Origin of the sequence: Candidatus Mycoplasma haematobovis (assembly GCF_001645765.1) — a bacterium.
GTDB lineage: Bacteria > Bacillota_I > Bacilli_A > Mycoplasmatales > Mycoplasmoidaceae > Eperythrozoon_B > Eperythrozoon_B haematobovis.
Map to the genome: position 1 here is coordinate 112696 of NZ_LWUJ01000011.1, position 19475 is coordinate 132170.

Genomic DNA, 19475 nt, shown 5'->3' on the forward strand with positions numbered 1-19475 from the left:
GAATTGTTCATAACTCAAATAATTTTAAAATGAAAATAATTTCAGTTTAAATTTTAAGAATACTTTTCGACTTTAAATTTGTGTCCAATTTAACAATAAGAATACTTACTGAACTCCTAGAAGAAAATTGGTTTTCTTTCCACCAAATTTATGCTCCTTTATTAAGTGAAAAAGCTAAAAATTTGTACATTAATTTCTACTACCAACAAAGCATTAATGAACGATTAAATATTCATGCTTATTCTTTCAAATCATTCTTAAAAAATTCAAAAATTAAAGAGGAAGAATTTGAAGAAGTTTTTCAAGAATTAAATGAGTTAGGATTAGCAAAAAAAAAAATTAAATCAAATATTAATACTGCTTCTGAAGTATTAATAAAACTTAAAAGAGCTTTAGATATTAAAGAAGCTTTAAAGATAGAAAAAATTAAAGGAAAATTAAAGGCTACTTTAACTAAAGAAAAATTTTCAGAACTTAAGTTAATAACAGAAGAAGTAGAGGAATTTGAAGAAGAGCCAATAGTAGAAAAAGAGGTATTAAATAAAGATATTTATTGTGAATTCTACAATGGTGTTTTCAAACGCTTAAATGAAGAATTCTCTGTTAATGATGAAACATTAAGTCTAATTAAAGAATATGAAAAAGTTATTACTATGGAAGAATTTCAAAATTTTGCTTATCAAGCTATTAAAGAATTAGATGGAAAGTACCACATCTCCCACAATCACTTTCAATTTCTTATTGAACAAAAGATAAATAATAATAGTGATGAGAAATTTGATTCTTTCCAATATGATTTGTTTTGAAAAGGCTTATTAGATAACCCAGATAGCAAGAGTAAAAAAATATTTAAATCTTTATTCTCTAAATATGATTGTGAAACTCTTTACAAGAAATTAACTAATAAACCAAAAACACCTATAGGGCTTAATAAATGAATAAGAGACTGTATACAAAACAAGAATTTCTCGTTTCCTATTATTAATGCAACAATGTCTTTTGTAAAGACATTACTTCACAAAATACCTGTTAATTACTTAATTAAATTATCAGATACTCTATATGAAAATAATGCTACTGATTTTGAATCATTTATTAGTCATATTAAAGATGTAATATCTCATGATGCTGATAATAAAGATAGACTTAATATTAAGAATAAGAAGAAATCATTTATGTTTCATTATTAATGATTTCTTTAAAGCGAGAATTAGAGAAGAGTTTTTTTAAGAAAAAGTTTTCAGAAATAAAGAAACACCCTTTACTTAAAGACTTAGAGCTTGAAGATGAAGAAATAATTAAAGGGAGGGTAGAGATAAATAAGGTATTAGAGAATTACAATAAGTGTGGAGAGAGCAAAAGGTTATGTTTTTCATTAGAACCTCACTTCACTTTAAAGAAGAATGTAGATGGTAAATTAATAATTAAAGAATACAAATGTACTAAATCTAAGAACTATCAAAATATTACTTCTGAAAGCATTAATAAAGAAATAAATAAATTAGTTACCTCTACATTTATTACCTTTAATAATGAAGATGTAAAAAAAAGTATTGAAAACCTATCAGATTCAGAAATAATTAAGTCATTAGTAGAAAATATAGGAAACTGTAATTATCCGATCGAAAATATGTGTATTTCGACTGATAATTTAGAAAGTAAGAAAGATTTTGTACTTATTTATGCTTATCATTTAGTTCTCTCAGGAGAAAAAGTAACAATACTTAAAAGTTCTGAACTTAAAGAGATATGTATTAGATATTCTTACAATTTTGATAAGAAAGAGGAGGATATTGAAAAATATGAAGAATTAATAAATGTAAAGAATTTAATAATTATTGATTTTGGATTAGAGAACGAATTACAAAAAATATATTACTACTTAGACTTATTTCCTGATTTTCTCTCTAGTAGGAGTGAAAAGAATAAGAAAACACATATTATTACTTCAATTAAGTGAGACCTAATTAGATCCTACATAAGAACTAATTACAAAAATGAGATATCAAAAGAAATTAATAAACAAAAGCTCTCAGCACTAGAGAATACTATGCAAATGTTTTTTTCCAGATTTACTTAAGAATATTTTTTCAAATAATTGAGGAGATATTCAATCTGGTCTTACTTTAATATCTATCTCGTTCTCAGAAACAAGTTCTTCGATTTGCTCTAAATTTAAAAATTTCTTTCAATTATTAACGAGTGTTTTTCTAGGCATAAAGAATGATTTTTTTAAAAATAAAGAGTATTGCTTTATTGAATTAAATATTTCACTCTCTTTCTTTTTGAAATGTATTACTACTGAATCTACTTTTGGAATAGGAAAGAAATTATTTCTTCCTACATTTAATACTTTCTTAATAGTGCTAATAGTTTGAAGAAAGGCAGAAAAAGAAGTGTAATTCTTATTTGAATGAGGAGAAGTAATAGATTCAAATACTTCTTTTTGAACCATAAATACTGCTTCTTTAAAAATGGGTTCAAATAAGAATTTAGAAATTATTGGAGAAGTTATGTAGTAAGGAATATTACCTACAATTAAAGCTTTTTGGTTAGATTCAAAAATATTATTAATTTTAAGTTCTAAAAAGTCTTCAACTATTACTCTTGAAGTAGGAAACTTTTCTTGCAAAAAATAAGCTAATTTCTTATCTATTTCAACAATAACTAAATTATTAGATTGAATATATTGAGTAAGTGCTCCTTCTCCCCCTCCTACTTCAAGTAAATTATCAAAGTTTAAAGAATTTATGTATTTTCCTATTTTCTCTTGAATTAATTTATTCTTTAAAAAAACTTGACCTCATTTCTTTATATGTCTATGCATTAAACACCAAGCTTCTTAAGTTTAATTTCAAATAGATTTCTTTTTTTCTTTCTACTCTTTAATATCTCATGAATTATTAAGCTCTGAAATATAGTAAATATAGAGTTAAAGAAATAATAAATAGCTAAACTAGTAGATCAAAAGAAAGTAAATAACAAAAACATTATTGACATTATCTTTTGAATTCTCTGCATTCTGTAAGTTTGAGAGTTCTTGTCTATTACTTCTTTCTTTGTAGAATCATTTCTTAATTTAGCTAATCAAGAAGTAATTTTTTGACTTGAAAAGTTAACTGGAATAATTACTAAGCAAAGTAATAAATAAGCTCATCCTTTATTTTCTAAAAAATGAAAGAAAACCATATCTGATGGTTTTTTTGATAAATCTCAAATGCTAAAGAGGGTAGTAAATTTGATAGGTCTACAAATAGTTATTAATCTAAATACAATAAGAAATATAGGAGTATTGATAAAGAAATTTTCAAGTACTATTAAAGGTCTAAGATCATGTTTTTTGTAGTAATTAGATAATTCTTGATGTTTTCTTAATTTAGCTTGTTTATCTGCAAAATCATACTTATCATATTTACTTTGAATAGCATCTAAGAATGGTTGATGTAAAGCTTGTTTTTCTTGATATATAGATGATCTAAGAGTTGTTCAAAAAGTAATAAATCTCATGAAAAACATAATAATTAGCATTGAAAAAATTACATAAAGTCCATTCTCTTGTAAAGAAGGAAAATTCTTGTGAAAAGTTCACATCAATAGCATGAATACTCTTGCTACTGGATAAACAAATCATGAGAGAAATGGACCGTAAATAAATGTTGGTTTAAAGAATGCGTGATATTTAGGACCTGCTATACTTCAACTTCCTAATACAAATTTAATATCATCTACTCCTTGTTCTCCTGGTAAGAAACCAAATTCTAAACCTACTCCAGGTGAAGGATCATAATTAGTATAGGGAGCTGCAAAAGATTGAATAAATGATCATAAGATCATTAATAAGCTAAATGAATAACAAACTATCTTTACATAAAATAAAATATTTTCAGTCTTAAAAGTTTTCTCTTGCTCTTTTTTCTTATCTCAAAAAGGCGTTAGTTTTTTTTCATTACTTATCATTTATTTGAAACATAATATTTAAAAATTCCTCTTTAATTTTTTCAAAAGAAATATCTTTTCTCAAGAAATCTTCAAAAAAACTATTCCTATAAAAAAAAACACATTTTATTTTTGGTAGATAAATAATGCTATTCTTAGTATTTAAAGCTCAAAATAATCTCTTTAAATATTTCCTTCTTGGAGAAGACTTTATTTTTTTTTTTGGAATTATTACACCTATTTTAATATTTAATAGTTCTTTATCTTTTCTGTAATAACAAACTAAGTTCTTTGAAAAAATCTTATTTCCTTTTGATAATATTGATTTAAAATCCTTATTTTTTAAAAGCCTGTATTTTTTTTGCAATTATTCACTAGAAACAGTTAAATACCTTCTACCTTTTCTTCTCCTATTATTGATTATTTTTCTTCCATTGCTAGTACTCATTCTTATTAAAAAACCATGTGTTTTGTTTCTTTTTCTATTATTTGGTTGATAAGTCCTTTTCATAAGTTAAATGAATATATGAAAGAGTATTTTAAATAATTTAAAAAAAAATAATTCTTTATTTAATGTAACTAAATCACTATTATTAGGAAAAGTAGAGATAATTAATAATAAAAAAATAATTATTTACTTAGACTTAGAAAATATTAATTATTTAAAAAACAATTTCTTAATTCCTTTAAAGAAATCTATATTTGAAACAACCAATAAAGAATTATTATTAGATTTTGAAATTCAAAATAATGAATACTATTTTCTAAAAAATCAAGAATATTTCTTAAAAAAACACAATGTTGATAACTTTTATATTTTTAAATACAACTCAGAAATAATCAATAAACTAGATTCTTTTTTAAATAATAAAGAAGACAAATTTTTTTATTTTTGAGGTAATTCTGGAATAGGTAAGAGTTATTTAATAGCTTACTTTATTAATAAATACATTCATACTAAAAAAATAATCTATTTAGATACTAATGAATTCATTAAGAAATATTATGAATTTACAAAATTAAAAAAGAATTTTCTAAATTTAATAAGAATATTTCTTACTTATGAATTAATAATTTTTGATAACTTTCAAAGTACAAAAAATAAGAAAAAAATAAATGAAATATTTAATTTATTTTTTAAAGATAGTGCTAATAATAAATTTATATTTATTTCAAATATTAAACAAGATATTCAAAAAGACTTAAATTCTGTATCTATTTTTAAAATTAATGAACCAGAAGAGGAAGATACAAAAAATATAATAAATAATTTTTTAAAAAATTACGACAAGAACTTAATTTTTTCTAAGGAAGCTATATCTTACTTAACTGAAGTATTAGGAAACAATATACAGGTATTAATAGATAAATTATTAAAGATAATTCTTATTTTAGGTAAATTTGAAACGACAAAAATAATAGATATTGATGATTTAAATAAACCTTCAATAAAGTCAGAAATATTTAATAATAATGAAAAATTATTAAATTTTCATAATAATCAACAAATCAAAATTATTTGTAAAAAATTAAACTTTAAACCTGAGGAATTACTTGAAAATAATAGAAAAAAAGATATTGTACTAAAGAGAGATATAGTTATTTACATACTTAAGAAAAGATTAAATATTAGTATTACTAACATTGGTAAGATGTTTAATAAAAATCATTCAACAATAATACATTCTTTAAAAAAAATAGAGAAAAAGCTTGAAAATAAAGACTTTAAGAAATACTTAGATAACTTCTCTTAATTAATGCATTTAATTTTCAAAAATGATTACATTAAATCAATAAAGAACTTTATTTCAATACCTTATGAATCATTTGAAGAAAAAATAAAAAATATTGAAATTAATTGTAACTCTGAAGAAGTAATATTAATAATAAGTAATAGTAAGAATTTATTTAAATTAAATCTTAATAAAGGAGAAAATTTAAATATTTACAAAACTGGCAATTTTTTATTAGAGATTAAATTACTTAATTCTTTAATTGATAATCTTAAATCAGATAATATTCTTGAAATTTTTAAAGTCGAAGATAATTATTTGCAATTTTTATCAGGTAATTTTGAATGTAATTTAATATCTAAAAAAATTAATAATAAGAATAATAATTTAATTAATTTTAATTTAATTGAAAATAAAAAAATTAATATTTCTTATTCATTATTTAATATTTCTTATTCAAAATTAAAAAATTTCTGTAAAGGACAAGATAATACATTTCATAATAATGACATACTTAAAAACATTCATTTCAAAAAGAAACTTGATGAAAATTTAATTGAAGTTTGATCTTCAGATAATTACAGAACAGTATTTGGTAAATTTGAATATGAAAAAAATATTAAATTTGAATTAAATATTAGACCTCTGTTATTAAATACCTTATTAACTTTATTTTCGAACTATTTAAAGGAAGATTTAGATATTTGAATAACTAATAATGAATTTATTTGTAGAAAAGATAATTTATTTATGAAAGTTAATGTTGATGCTGATAACTTTCCAGAATTTTCAAATTGATTTAAATCTAAACCAAATATAGAATTTATACTTTCAAAAACTGAATTATTAGAAGCCATAGATAGGAATTTATTATTAATAGTAAATAAAAATTTAAAGACTACTATTTACAAATTAGATGGTGATAAATTATGAATTGAATATGATGATTTAGAAAAAGGATTCTGTAAAGAGTTTATTTTTGTAAAGAATTTATCAGATAATAATATTGAATTTTCAATAAATAATACCTTATTAAAACCTTTAATAAAAAATATCGATTCAGAAAGAATATTATTTAGTATTTTTGATTCATTTAAACCTATACTTATTCTTCCTTACAAAAATGAAAAAGATAACTTTAAACAATTTATTCTTCCAATAAGAAATGTCTAAGAAAGATGGTAATCTAAATCAAAGACAGAAATTTATACTAAAGACATTAATTGAAAAATATATTGTTGAAATTGATTTAATTAGTTCATTAAGTCTTGCAAAAACTAAGGAATTAAAGTCTTGATCTTCTGCAACAATAAGAAATGATATGTTAGTTTTGGAAGAAAAGGGATATCTTAAGAAAGAACATTATTCATCTGGAAAGATACCAACAAAACTAGGGTATGAATTCTATATTGAATTTCTTATGAAAAACTTTTGTTCAAAAAATAATTTTGAAATTAAAGATAAATTAATTGAAGTATTTAGTAATAGACATTTATCAATTGATGAAATGATCGATAAATGTTCTTTCTTAATATCAGAATTTTTAAATCTTCCTTTAATTCTTACAAGAACAAAAAAAATAGAAAATGAATATTTAAAGAAAATAGATATTGTAAATATAGATAGAAATTCTTATCTTATTTTTATAGTTACTTCACATGGAAAAATAATTAAGAATACTGTTGAAATTAAAGATTTAAATAGTGAAGAAGTTAGTGATGTTATTGCTTCAATAAGATTATTAAATGAAAAGTTAAGTAATTGTAAAATAACTGAAATTAATACTAAATTGAATTCAATAGTACCAAATTTAAAGGGAAAAATACATCAATTTGAATTTGTTTATGAAAATATTATTTTTCAAATGATTAATAATTTCCTTCAAAAAATAAAACCTGTTTCAAAAATATACAATACTAAATCTATTATTTTTCAACCTGAGATAAAAAGGAATCAAATAGATATTGTTGATATATTTAAATTATTAGAGAATTATTCAACTTTTTCACCTTTCAATTACAATTTTTTAAGGACAGGTAATACATTAATAAATTTAGAAAATGAGGTTGAAGGCTTATCAATAGCTACAACAACAATAGATATAAATTTGACTACTCACGAGTTATCTGTTGTTGGACCCATAAGAATGAACTATGCTTTGATTAAATATTTATTTGAATTTATTAATGAAAAATTAAACTTTTTGAAAAAATCCTAAGAAATTATGTCTAAAGATATTATTTCAAATTCTGAAAAATTAAATGAGTATGAAAATTTAAAGAAAACTTTTAAAGAATTAGAGACTAGAGAGAAAGAACTTAAAGAATATTTAAATGTAAATGTTTTTAGTTATGCACAAAATAAAGAAAATTTAGAGGATATTTTTGAAATAAGAAATTCTTCTTTAGTACTTTCGAGAGAAAATAATGTAAATATTCCAATACTTGAAATTAACCATTTAACAAAATACTACGCAAGTAAAAAAATACCTTCTTTATTAAATTTAAATCTAAAGATTTATTTAGGTGATTTACATGTAATTGTTGGAGTTAGTGGATCAGGAAAAACAACTTTATTTAATTGTATTAAGGGTATTGAAAACTATGAAGGTGAAATTATTATTGATGGTAGAGAACTTAAATTAGAGACCTTTCCTAAAAATTTAGTAAGTTTTGTATCTCATGATATTGAATGAAATATTTATTCAACAGTTGAAGAAGTATTCTTAAAGAAATTTCAAGATTTAGGAATGACTGAAATTGAAGCACAAAACTATATGAGGAGTGCTTTAGAACAGTTTAATTTAACTTATTTAAGAAATCATTTAGTAATTGATCTTACTTTATTAGAGAAAAGAAAAATACAAATAATGTTTGCTTTAGCTACTGATCCTAGCTTAATAGTATTTGATGAAACCTTTTTAGGTTTACAACAATATGAATGTTTAGATTTACTTGTTATTTTTTCTAAATTAAAAAGGGACAATAGAGCAATCCTTTTCTTATCACATTCATTTGATAACTTTCCTAAATTCTCTAATACTATTTCGATCCTTTCAAAAGGAAAGATTTATTACACAGGACTAGTTGAGAATTTGTTCTTAACTCAGCAAAATAAATATTCAATTTCAACTATGGATAATAAAGCAGCATTAGCTATTCTTTCAAAAATTAAATGTAATTTTTCTTACAATGAAATAATTGATACTATTTATGTTAAGTTTGATGGAAAACTTAATTTGCTTTTGTTTCAAAAAGAATGTGTTCAAAAAAATATAATTATTCAAGAAATTAGACCAATTGAAACTAATATTAATGATCTTTATCCTGTATTAGTTAAGGTAGGAAATAGACAGGCTATTAAAGATATAAATACGAAGAGATATTTCACTCCTAAATAGTAATTGCTATTATTTGATGGAGTATTTGGTTTAGATCCTCTACTAATTTCTTGCTTTTTTTTTACTTTATTCGTATGGACATTTTCAATATCTGTAGTAATTCCAATAGTAGTAAGAAAACAAATGGATCGAACTCTTAAGATACTTTGTTCTGTTTGTGGAATACTTTCAGTAATATTTTTTATTATTTTTTTAGTAACCCTTCCTGAGGGCTATGGTTGATTTGGATTTTGAAAAAAGAAGAGTAATTTATTTCCTAGTATAGTGAAGTAAGTTTTAAAGCTAATTTTCCTTCTCTTACTATTTTCTTTTCATCAAAGTCATAAATAGTTGAAGGTTCATTACTTAATTTATTACTAGCACTTACATAAAGTACTTTATCCTTAAATATTCTTTTTGCTTCTTTAAGATTCTTTATTGGATTTTGACCGGACATATTAGCACTTGAAGATCATAAAGGACCGGTACTTCTTAATATCTTTAATAGTATTTTGTTCTTAGGAATTCTATATCCTTGCTTTTCATAAATTAAAGTAAGAGAACCAGGTCAAAATTCTTTAGCTAATTTCTTAAATTCTTCTGGTAACTTCTTTCCTATTTGACCAATATCACTAATTAATAGAATATTTTTTTTATTTTTTTCTCTATTCTTCAATTTGTAAATATTATTTTCTTTAGTAGAAAGGAGTCCAAAAACAGTTCCTGTATTTATTACTATAGGCTTACCTTTCTTAATTTTATTAATTAAGAATTTAAACAAAATGGAGCAAAATACGGGAATCAAACCCGTGTCTTGTCCTTGGCAAGGACATGTTTTATCATTAAACTAATTTTGCAAAATCTATCTAATTATATTTGTAGAGCCTAATGAAATATAAAATAATACTAGTTTGCTCTAAATGTAATTCTAGAAATTACACTTACAAAACTACTAAATTTATAGAAAATTTAAATAAGTACTGTTCTAATTGTAAGAAAAATACTATTCATAATGGAAACAAATAATATTAAGGAATTAAGTAGTCCTGATGATTATTCTTGATTTAAAGTACATTTAAAAAACATAAAAAGAGAAACGCAAATATTAATTGCCGGAGTTGTTAAAAATTTTAGAAGAATATCTTGGCATAATAAGAAGAATTTAACTAATGAATATATACAAGTAATAGGTATTTTGTTTTTTCTTGCAATCTTTTTTTATGTAATATACAAGTTTATTTCTTTAATACAACAGTAAAATATTAGGTAACTATGGAAAATCAAGAATTTAGTTGGTACACATTAAGAACTTTATTAGATGAAGAAAAGTTAATTAACTCAATAAATGAATTTATTGGTCATCATAAATTAAGTGATCGTATTAGAGAAGTTAAATTCTTTAGGGAGCACAAAATAATTGAATCAGAAGAGTTTTCACCTAGTTCTGATTTATTACCTAAGAGAGGTTTCAAAGCAAGCAAGACATCTGCTTGGGTGAAATTAAGTAATGGAAATTACAAAAGACTTAAATTAGTTGAAAAGAGACCTTTCAAAGGTATGATTTTCATAAATATGGATTATGACTTTGATTTATTTAAACTTTCAAAATTCTGAGATGCTAATTCATTCTTTTTAGGTGCACCTAATCCAGCTCCAATATCAAGTTTTCAATTGAAAAAAACTGAAGATTCTTTAGATAAGAGTATTCCATCTATTAAAGAATATGCTGAATCTAAGGGATATATGTTGGTAGAGGGAAGTGTTTCTTCTTTCAAAGATGTTAAAGTTGAAGGCGTTAAGGGCGAGGAACCGGTAGAGGAAGTTGGAGAAGCAATTCTAGAGAATAAATATGTACCTACTGAACAAGAAATATTAGAGGCAAAAAAAGCAGAAATATATTCAGATTTAAAAATTAAAGAGTATGAAGATAATTTTGATATTGTTCCAAGAAGTAAAGGAAAATCTAAGAAAAATGAAAATAAGTTTAAAGTAAATGATTTTGTGTTTATAAGTAAGCTAGGATTTAAAGGTGTTATTCAAGAAATAGATTACGAAAAGGATATTGTAGTTGTTGGAGTGCAAATGTTTGGTAGAAGACAGCCGGTTAGTTGTAAAATTTCAGAGATAAGTGAAATATAGTTGTATGTTTAAGAATTTTTTTAATAAATTTAAAGCTAAGCAAGAGCCTCCTAAACCAGATTTTAGAGTAGATGTTTTTTCTCCTTGTGATGGTGAGTTGGTGGCACAAAAAGATATTCCTGATGAAGGTTTTTCAGAACCTCACATGGGTGAAGGTGTTGGTATTAAGCCGTCTAATTCGGAGATTGTTTCATTTATGACTGGTAAATTAGTTACTTTATTTAAAACTAAACACGCTTACATAATTAAAGACGAAGATATTGGAGTTAGTGTTATGTTACATTTAGGAATTAATACTGTTGAGATTCCTGAAGAACTTAAAGCTTTCACCACTAACAGATCAGAGGGTGACAACTTAGAAGCTAACACACCTTTATGTGAAATGAATTTAGAGGTTGTTCAACAACAAGAAAAAAGTATTGTTTCAGCTTTGTTAGCTATGAAAGAAGATCTTAATGGTAAGAAAGTATTAATTCATAAATCCCTTGGGGAAGTTAAAAAGGGAGAATTAATAATGTCTATAGTTCCCGCTTAGTTTGTTTTCTAAGAAAGAGAACACAGCTAGGTGGTACGAAAATATTGTCAAAATTTCTGGGATAGCTTTACCAGGAATAGTTAAGGGTACTTTATTTATTAATTCAAAAGGTTGAAATATATGAGAAAGAATTCAAGCTTTTGTAAATAAAGAATTTAAGAAAATAGGACTTAAGAATATTTCTTTACCATCCTTTATTCCATTATCTGAAATTGAAAAAGAGAAAGCAAGTCTTACTGGTTTTATTCCAGAACTTTATTTAATTTCTAAGTCTACTGATCCAGATACAAAAAATACTTTTTTGAGACCTACTTCAGAAATACTTTTTTCACACTTTTTCAGAAGCATTCTTAATAGTTATGAAGATTTACCTTTACTTTACAATCAATGATGTAATGTCTTTAGATCTGAGAAAAATACAAAAGCTTTTTTAAGAAGTTGTGAATTTCATTGGCAAGAAGCGCATACTTTACATTTAACTAAAGAAGAAGCATTTGAATATTTAAATTTATTTCATGAAATCTACAAGAAGCTAGTTAAAGAGCTATTAAATATTGCTTTTTTGGAGGGAGAGAAAACAGTAAATGAGAGATTTCAAGGAGCTCTAAAGACTTTAACTTTAGAAGCTGTAATGCCTGATGGGCAGGCTTTACAAATAGCTACTTCCCATTACTTAGGACAAAACTTTAGTAAGATGTTTGAAATTAAATTTACTAATAGTAATAATCAAAAAGATTATCCACATCAATTATCTGCTGGTTCTTCAACAAGACTTATTGGTGCTTTAATACTTTCACATTCTGATGATGAAGGATTAGTATTACCCTTTGATCTTGCAGATGTACAAATCAAGGTATTAGTAATTAATGGTGTAGTTAATGAAAATTCAGAGCTATTTAATATTATTAATAATGCACTTAAAGATTATTTAGTAGAGTGAGATTTTTCTAATAAGTCATTTGGTTGAAAAATTAAGAATGAAGAATTAAATGGCACTCCTTTTGTGATACTTTTAGGAGCTAAAGAATTAGAGAATAAAGTATTATTAATTAAATCTAGATTAGATAGTGAGAAAAAAGAAGTATCTTTTGAAAATTTGAGTAATTACTTTAAAGAAGAAATTAAAGAATACAAGAATAAACTTCTTGAAGCTTCAAAAAGTAATTTAAAGAATTCTATAGTTAAGTGTAACACTTTAGAGGAAGTAAAGAAAGAAATATTAGAAAATAAGAAAATTGCTTTAGTTCCTTGGTTTGATGATGAAGAAAATGAAATTAATTTTAAGAATGAACAATGAGGTTTTTCGCCTAGGTGTATTGAATCTCGTTTAATCAATTCTAAAGAATTTTGTTTTTATAGTGGTAAAATAGCTACCGTCTACGCTTATTTTGGAAGAAGCTATTAGTTATGTCACTTAAATTAAATACTTCTTTTCTTGTTGATATTAAGGAAGAACAAGTAATTAATCAATATAGAGAGAGAATTGGAAAAATAATAGAGGGAGTTAAGAATAAGTCATTGGCTGGCGCTGAAATGCTGGGTTGAATGACTTGAGTTGATAAAGATCATTCTGGACTTATTAAAGATATTGTTGTTTTAAGAGAGAAATGATTAAGTAAAGGAGTAGAGGTTGTAGTTATTGTTGGAACTGGGGGTTCTTATATTGGTTGTAGAGCTGCCTTAAATTTCTGTAATAGCGCCTTTGAGAAAAGTAATTTTGAATTTATTTATTTACCTTCTTTTTCAGAGAGATATTTAGGTGAATTATTAGATTATTTAAAGAATAAGAAGTTTTCAGTAGTAGTTATTTCTAAGTCTGGTACTACTCTTGAAAGTTCAGTATCTTTTAGAGTATTAAGGGATTTACTGGCTGAAAAAGAAGGAGAAGCATATGCTGACTATATAGTAGCTGTTACTGATAAATCAAAAGGAATATTAAGAGAGTTAGTAAATAAGAGAAGTATAGTAAGCTTTGTTATTGAAGATGATATTGGCGGAAGATATTCTACTTTAACAGCAGTTGGATTAGTGCCAATGGTATTGGCTGGAGTAGATGCTGAAAAAGTATTAGCAGGGGCCAAGAAATCAAAAGAAGAGAACTTTAAAGAAGGAAGTAGCGCTGCTACTTATGCTTCCATAAGACATTATTTATTTGATGAAAAAGGATTAGTTTCTGAATGTATTGCTTCTTATGATCCTCAATTATCTTTCACTTTGGAAAAAATGAAACAATTATTTGCTGAATCTGAAGGTAAGGATAATAAAGGTTTGATGCCTGTATTATTTAACTTTACTCCAGATTTGCATTCAGTAGGGCAACTACTACAAGATGGATTTAAGAGTTTTTTTGAAACTATAGTATTAGTAAATAAGCCTAAATATGAGATTTCACTTAATAAATCTAAATTTGATAATGATGATAATTTAGATTGGTTAGCAGGAAGAACTTTAAAGGAAATTAATAATTGTGCTTTTAGTGGAACTATAGATGCACATTCTAAAGTAGGCAAGATTAATAATTTAGTTATTGAATTAGATTCTTGAGCTCCAGAAGTGTTTGGTTATTTTTATTTCTGATTATCATTAGTAGCTATGTTTTCAGCTTATTTATTTGAAGTTAATCCATTTGATCAACCAGGTGTTGAAACTTACAAAAAACGTATGTTTGGTCTATTAGGAAAGCCTTAATGTTTAATGGATCTTTCCTTTTCTAAATGAAGGAGTTTAACAAGAATTGTTGGTATTACAATAACCACAACAATACTGATTTTTGCTATTGTTGGAATAGCATCTTCAGAATCTTCAAAATTCATATGAGCATTAGTATTTAATTATTTAGTAAGTGTAGTCCTATCCCTAAGAATTATTAATTCTCATAGAAGAAGTGATCTCTTTGTTGTACTTTACTTATTCTCATTCTTACTAGTTCCATTCATTAGTCCCTTTGTTTATTTCTTACTAGGATTTGATTCTGTACATATTCAGAACAATCCTAAATACTTAAAGATACTTCAAAAATACAAGAACTATAGTAGATATATTGAAAATAAAAAAATTAAGAATTTAAGTCATCTCTCTCATAAAGTTTTTTTTTACAACTTAATTAAACATGATGCAAATATATGTGGGAATAGTAAAATAACTCTTCTTTCAACACCTATTGAAATACTTCAAGAAATAACATCTTTAATAAAGAAAGCTAAGCAATTTATTCATTTGGAGTTCTATATTTTTGGAGATGGCTTAGTTTCTGATCATATTCTTGACTTATTAAGAAAAAAAACAGAAGAGGGAGTAGAGGTTAGATTAATGGTTGATTACCATGGTAGTTTTAGAAGACTTAGTTCTAAGACTAGGAAGAAAATAAAGAAATATGGAATTGAATTAAGAATATTTAATCATTTCTTTAGATTTGATAGTCTTTGGTGACAATATAGGAACCATAACAAAATAATAGTAGTTGATAATAAATATGCTTTTTGTGGTAGTAGTAATATTGCAGACGAGTACTTCAATATTACTCAATTCTATTTTCAAACTACTGAATTAGGAGTAATTGTTGAAGGTACTGTAGTTAACTCTATTAATGCTTTATTCTGTTCACACTGAGAGATGTGTTGTATTAAACCAGTTAAAGGAGATCCTTTAATGTTAGATGGACTTAACTACTTCAGAGAATCTAATATTTCTGAAAATACTAATACAGTAATTCAAGTATTAAATGCTTCACCTCTTTCGCCAGAATTAATTATTAAAGATAATTTAGTACAGTTAGTCTCAAATGCTAAGAAATCTATATTGATATCTACTCCTTATTTTTACCCCCCTAAAGATTTAATAAATGCTCTTAAACAAGCTAGTGTATCAGGGGTATCTATAAAAATATTAGTACCTAAACAAACGGATTTTAGGAATTTCTTTAGGAGTTTAAATAGACAACTATTTACCTCTTTAATTCCAGAGAATATAGAGATATATGAATATTTTGGATTTAATCATGAGAAAATAATGATAGTAGATGATGAAACCACTTACTTTGGTTCTTACAATTGAGACTATAGAGCTCTTTATCTAAATTTTGAAAATGCTTTATTAGTTAAATGTAAGAAGTTTACTTCTTTAATAACTAAGTTTGTTGAAAATCAATTCAAAAATAGCCACAAAATTGTTCTCTCTGATTTGAAAAAAATGAAGTCATTTGTTGCTTTTTCGCATGGAGTGTTCATAAGAATATTTAAACCCTTCCTATAATGTCTAATCTTTTTTTTTCTTTAAGCAAAGATAATAAATTAGCTGAAGAAGTAGTTAAGCATTTAGGACTTAAATTATCTGAAATTCAAATAATGAATTTTGCAGATGGAGAGACTTTTGCTAAACCTTTAGTATCTGTAAGAAATAAGAATGTATTCATAATTCATTCTACCACTAAGCCAATAAATGAAAATTTAATGGCTTTATTAATTGCTTTAGATTCCTTTAAGAGAGCTTTGGCTAAGGAGATAAATGTTGTTTTTCCCTATTTATGTTACGCTAGACAAGATAGAAAGTTGCAAGGTAGGGAGCCTATTACTTCAAGATTAGTAGCAGATTTATTAACAACAGCAGGAGCTACTAGAGTATTGCTAGTAGAGATACATTCCAATCAAATACAAGGCTTTTTTAATATTCCGGCAGATACTGTCACTACCATTTATCCTATAGCAGAGCATATAGTAAGAAATATTTCAGTAAAGGATTTAAGTATTGTTTCTCCTGATTTTGGTGGATTAAAGAGAGCAAAAGCACTTAATAAATTACTTAATACTGATTTATTAATAATTGATAAAGAGAGAGAGACAGCTAATGAATGTAAAGCAGTCCATGTATTAGGAGAAGTTAAAGGTAAGAATTGTTTAATAATAGATGATATTTTGGATACAGGAGGAACTTTATTAGTTGCAGCAAAAATACTTAAAGAAAAAGGAGCTAATAAAGTAATGATAGTAGTATCACACGCTTTATTTAGTAGGAATGCTTTAGAGAATTTTAAAGTAGCTTGAGAAAGGAAAATAGTGGAAAAAATATATATTACTAATACCTTAGAATTTAATAGTGATTGTCCCTTTATTGAAGTAATTTCAATTTCTGAGTTTTTGTCTAAAGTAATAAATATGTATATGAAGAATAAAGGCTCTTTAGAGGAAATATATCAAGAATATGAGAAAAATATAAAACAAATATTAAGTTAGTTTGGATTTTTTAGAGGAGCTTAGAGAAAGAAAATTAGTATTTGATCTTTCAGACGAAGAGAAATTCTTATTTGCACTTAGGAATAAGAAAAAGATTTATTTAGGAATAGATCCTACTGCTCCTTCTTTACATTTAGGTAATTACTTAGGAATAACACTCTTAAAGAGATTTATTAAAGCTGGTTATGAAGTAGTAGTACTTCTAGGAGAGATGACTTCTGCTATAGGAGATCCTTCTTTTAGAGTTAATGAAAGAGTTAGTTTAAGTAGTGAAAAAATTAAAGAGAATTTGAAGTCTATTGAAAGAGAAGTTAAGTATTTATTACCAGAAGCAGAAATAATTAATAATTATTCATTTTATGAACAATTATCTATTTTGAACTTTGTTAAAGAGATGTGTAGTTGTATTAATGTTAATCATTTATTAGCCAAAGAATTTCTTAAAGATAGATTGAATAAAGGTATTACTTTAGCTGAGTTTGTATATCCTTTATTTCAATCTTGAGATTTCTTAGTACTTTATTCTATGAAAGATGTAGCAGTACAGTTAGGGGGAAGTGATCAATGGGGGAATATTACTGTAGGAATAGATTTAATTAGGAAAAAAGTAGGAAGCAATCATATTGCTTCAGGTTTAACCTTTCCTTTATTATTAGATTCTTCTGGTAAGAAATTTGGAAAGAGCGAGAATAATGCTTTATTTCTTAATAAAGAATTGACTAGCCCTTACTCCATTTATCAATACTTATTAAATTTAGATGATTCATTAGTTCCTAATTTACTTAAACAATTAACTTTTTTAGAGTTAAAGGAAATAGAGAAACTGAAAGGTGTAATAGTAATGAAGAATACTTTAGCTTTTGAAATATGTAAAGATATTTATGGTATTCGGATTGCTAAGAAAATGGAGAGCATTTCTAGTAAGTTGTTTTCGGGAAAACTTGAAGAAGATTTTGATTTAATAAAGGGAGCTATTCCTACTATTGAAGTTACTGAAGCTATTACTTTTGCACAAGCTTTAAGGGCTTTAGGATTAGTTAGTTCTAATTCTGAAATTAATAGATTAGTTAGTTCAAAAGGACTATTCCTATTTGAAGAAGTAGTAACCACTTCTGATTTAGTTCTTACTAGTGAGAGCTCCAATAAAGGTTATTTTTTACTTAGAAAAGGTAAGAAGAATTACGCTTTAGTACACTTTACATGCTGAAAATAGCTGCTAGAGGAATAATCTCTAAATTTGTAAAAAATAAATTTAATTATTCTGAAATAACGGAGCAAGATCTTTCTCCTATATTAAGAGAAATAAGAATAGCACTCTTAAATTCAGATGTTAATTTAGGAGTGGTAAAGTCTTTTTTAGAGGAAGTTAAGAAAGATTTAATTAATAGATCTTTAGCTAAACATGAAGAATTAGATATTGTTGTATTTTCAACTCTAAAGTCTAAGCTTATTAATATTCTAGGTTCAGAGAATAAGCCATTAAATGTACAGAATAAGTTTTCAAAAATATTAGTAGTAGGTTTAAATGGTTCTGGGAAAACTACTACTGTAGGAAAGCTTAGTTATTACTTAAAGAAGAAGGGTAGTAAAGTAAAGAATTTTAGTTTAGATATTTATAGACCTGGGGCTTTTGAACAACTTAAGACTTTATCTGATTCGGTAGATATTCCTTCTTTTCATATTAAGGATTTTAAGAATGAAATAAAGGAATGTATTAAGGATAATGAGTTAGATGTATTGCTTTTTGATAGTTTTGGATTATTGCCTGATAATAATAAATTAATAGAGGAAATTACACAAATTAAGAAATATATTAATCCTTCTGAAGTATTATTTGTAGCTGATGCTGTTTCTGGACAAGAATTATTAAATACAGTAAAGGTTTTTCATGAACATTTAGATCTTACTGGTTTAATAGTAAGTAAAGCTGATTCAGGAAGTTCAATGGGAGCTGCCTTTTCAATTGCTTATTTATTAAATTTACCTATTAAATTCTTAGGAGATGGGGAGAAGATCTCTAATTTATCACCCTTTCATCCAGGTCGAATAGCTAATTTAATTCTAGGAGAGGGAGATATTCTTTCTTTAGCTGAGAAGATAGAGTCTGAAGCAAATTTAGATATTTCTCAGAAACTTGTTACTAGGATGTTTAGTGGTAAGTTTGATTTGGATGATTTAGTTAAGCAAATTAAAGATATGAAGAAAATGGGATCTTTAAGAAATATTGTTAAGTTTTTGCCAGGTAATTTTGATAAGAAATTACCTATGATAGAGGCGGCTGAATCTCAACTTCATATTTGAGAAATTTTGATTAATTCAATGACTCTTAAAGAGAGGAGAAATCCTAGACTTTTTAAGAAACAACCAAATAGGAAAGTCAGAGTAATTAAGGGTTCGGGAAGAAAGCCAGATGAATTAAATAAATTATTAAAGAAATGAGAAGAATCTAGAAAGAAAATAGAAGAATTATCTTCTTCTTTTAAAAAGGGAAAGAATCCATTTGCCTCTTTTTTCAAGTAAAATTT

Annotated in this window: 21 protein-coding genes and 1 tRNA gene; 16 read left to right on the top strand and 6 right to left on the bottom strand. The window is 25.2% G+C overall.

The genetic code is table 4. The features are described 5' to 3' along the window. The first annotated feature begins 80 nt into the window (after window positions 1-80). Both A6V39_RS02675 and A6V39_RS02680 read left to right on the top strand, forming a co-directional pair. Window positions 81-1190: a helicase DnaB gene (locus A6V39_RS02675; protein ID WP_187150117.1), complete on the top strand. Its 1110-nt coding sequence runs from the start codon at window positions 81-83 to the stop codon at window positions 1188-1190. Beyond that, entirely contained in the window at window positions 1190-2080 is an 891-nt protein-coding gene (locus A6V39_RS02680) for a hypothetical protein (protein WP_187150118.1), read from the top strand. The genes A6V39_RS02675 and A6V39_RS02680 overlap by 1 nt, the downstream gene beginning before the upstream one ends. Here the strand turns inward: A6V39_RS02680 and rsmA are convergent. The 4 genes from rsmA to rpmH form a co-directional block, all read right to left on the bottom strand. After that, window positions 2039-2827 (bottom strand): 16S rRNA (adenine(1518)-N(6)/adenine(1519)-N(6))-dimethyltransferase RsmA, encoded by a 789-nt coding sequence (gene rsmA, locus A6V39_RS02685; RefSeq protein ID WP_187150119.1) that lies wholly within the window; start codon window positions 2825-2827, stop codon window positions 2039-2041. The genes A6V39_RS02680 and rsmA overlap by 42 nt on opposite strands. Then, window positions 2827-3834, bottom strand: a complete 1008-nt coding sequence (locus A6V39_RS02690) for a YidC/Oxa1 family membrane protein insertase (RefSeq protein WP_245633494.1) — start codon at window positions 3832-3834, stop codon at window positions 2827-2829. Before A6V39_RS02690 ends, rsmA begins: the two co-directional genes overlap by 1 nt. 112 nt (window positions 3835-3946) lie before the next feature. Next, window positions 3947-4303 (bottom strand): ribonuclease P protein component, encoded by a 357-nt coding sequence (locus A6V39_RS02695; protein WP_187150121.1) that lies wholly within the window; start codon window positions 4301-4303, stop codon window positions 3947-3949. Next, the gene (rpmH, locus tag A6V39_RS02700) at window positions 4304-4447 is read right to left on the bottom strand and encodes a 50S ribosomal protein L34 (RefSeq protein ID WP_187150122.1); all 144 of its coding nucleotides are present in this window, start codon (window positions 4445-4447) and stop codon (window positions 4304-4306) included. A gap of 7 nt (window positions 4448-4454) precedes the next feature. Between rpmH and A6V39_RS02705 the strand changes: the two genes are divergently transcribed. From A6V39_RS02705 to A6V39_RS02720, 4 genes are read left to right on the top strand one after another with little or no spacing between them, the layout of a single operon-like run. Further along, window positions 4455-5690 (top strand): helix-turn-helix domain-containing protein, encoded by a 1236-nt coding sequence (locus A6V39_RS02705; protein WP_187150123.1) that lies wholly within the window; start codon window positions 4455-4457, stop codon window positions 5688-5690. Window positions 5691-5693: 3 nt separating this feature from the next. Then, a complete protein-coding gene (locus tag A6V39_RS02710; protein WP_187150124.1) occupies window positions 5694-6842 on the top strand; it encodes a beta clamp domain-containing protein in 1149 nt (382 codons plus the stop codon). Continuing rightward, on the top strand, window positions 6835-7887 hold the full coding sequence (locus A6V39_RS02715; RefSeq protein ID WP_187150125.1) for an HrcA family transcriptional regulator: 1053 nt from the start codon (window positions 6835-6837) through the stop codon (window positions 7885-7887). The genes A6V39_RS02710 and A6V39_RS02715 overlap by 8 nt, the downstream gene beginning before the upstream one ends. Window positions 7888-7893: 6 nt before the next feature. Next, on the top strand, window positions 7894-9069 hold the full coding sequence (locus A6V39_RS02720; protein ID WP_187150126.1) for an ATP-binding cassette domain-containing protein: 1176 nt from the start codon (window positions 7894-7896) through the stop codon (window positions 9067-9069). A gap of 256 nt (window positions 9070-9325) precedes the next feature. On the opposite strand, the gene A6V39_RS02725 is transcribed toward A6V39_RS02720, so the two are convergent. Then, window positions 9326-9853, bottom strand: a complete 528-nt coding sequence (locus A6V39_RS02725; protein WP_187150127.1) for an L-threonylcarbamoyladenylate synthase — start codon at window positions 9851-9853, stop codon at window positions 9326-9328. After that, window positions 9832-9905, bottom strand: a tRNA-Gly gene (locus A6V39_RS02730). Before A6V39_RS02730 ends, A6V39_RS02725 begins: the two co-directional genes overlap by 22 nt. A 31-nt stretch (window positions 9906-9936) precedes the next feature. Between A6V39_RS02730 and A6V39_RS02735 the strand changes: the two genes are divergently transcribed. Genes A6V39_RS02735 through A6V39_RS02780 form a run of 10 tightly spaced genes read left to right on the top strand, consistent with a single transcriptional unit; the run spans window position 9937 to window position 19470 of the window. Then, window positions 9937-10074, top strand: coding sequence for a 50S ribosomal protein L33 (locus tag A6V39_RS02735; protein ID WP_187150128.1), 138 nt, complete (start codon window positions 9937-9939; stop codon window positions 10072-10074). Continuing rightward, window positions 10061-10306 (top strand): preprotein translocase subunit SecE, encoded by a 246-nt coding sequence (gene secE / locus A6V39_RS02740; RefSeq protein WP_187150129.1) that lies wholly within the window; start codon window positions 10061-10063, stop codon window positions 10304-10306. The genes A6V39_RS02735 and secE overlap by 14 nt, the downstream gene beginning before the upstream one ends. A 14-nt stretch (window positions 10307-10320) precedes the next feature. Continuing rightward, the gene (gene nusG, locus A6V39_RS02745; protein ID WP_187150130.1) at window positions 10321-11187 is read left to right on the top strand and encodes a transcription termination/antitermination protein NusG; all 867 of its coding nucleotides are present in this window, start codon (window positions 10321-10323) and stop codon (window positions 11185-11187) included. A gap of 4 nt (window positions 11188-11191) precedes the next feature. Further along, window positions 11192-11722 carry a PTS sugar transporter subunit IIA gene (locus A6V39_RS02750; protein ID WP_187150131.1) on the top strand — a complete coding sequence of 177 codons (531 nt, stop codon included), beginning with the start codon at window positions 11192-11194 and terminating at the stop codon, window positions 11720-11722. A 1-nt stretch (window position 11723) separates the two neighbouring features. Further along, window positions 11724-13127, top strand: a complete 1404-nt coding sequence (locus A6V39_RS02755) for an aminoacyl--tRNA ligase-related protein (RefSeq protein ID WP_187150132.1) — start codon at window positions 11724-11726, stop codon at window positions 13125-13127. Between the two features lie 2 nt (window positions 13128-13129). Further along, the gene (locus A6V39_RS02760) at window positions 13130-14410 is read left to right on the top strand and encodes a glucose-6-phosphate isomerase (protein WP_187150133.1); all 1281 of its coding nucleotides are present in this window, start codon (window positions 13130-13132) and stop codon (window positions 14408-14410) included. 6 nt (window positions 14411-14416) lie between these two features. Next, entirely contained in the window at window positions 14417-15973 is a 1557-nt protein-coding gene (locus A6V39_RS02765; RefSeq protein WP_187150134.1) for a phospholipase D-like domain-containing protein, read from the top strand. After that, a complete protein-coding gene (locus A6V39_RS02770) occupies window positions 15973-16950 on the top strand; it encodes a ribose-phosphate diphosphokinase (protein ID WP_187150135.1) in 978 nt (325 codons plus the stop codon). The genes A6V39_RS02765 and A6V39_RS02770 overlap by 1 nt, the downstream gene beginning before the upstream one ends. Before the next feature lies 1 nt (window position 16951). Beyond that, window positions 16952-18163 (top strand): tyrosine--tRNA ligase, encoded by a 1212-nt coding sequence (gene tyrS / locus A6V39_RS02775; RefSeq protein ID WP_187150136.1) that lies wholly within the window; start codon window positions 16952-16954, stop codon window positions 18161-18163. Continuing rightward, window positions 18151-19470: a signal recognition particle receptor subunit alpha gene (locus A6V39_RS02780; RefSeq protein ID WP_187150137.1), complete on the top strand. Its 1320-nt coding sequence runs from the start codon at window positions 18151-18153 to the stop codon at window positions 19468-19470. Before tyrS ends, A6V39_RS02780 begins: the two co-directional genes overlap by 13 nt. The last annotated feature ends 5 nt before the right edge of the window (window positions 19471-19475 follow it).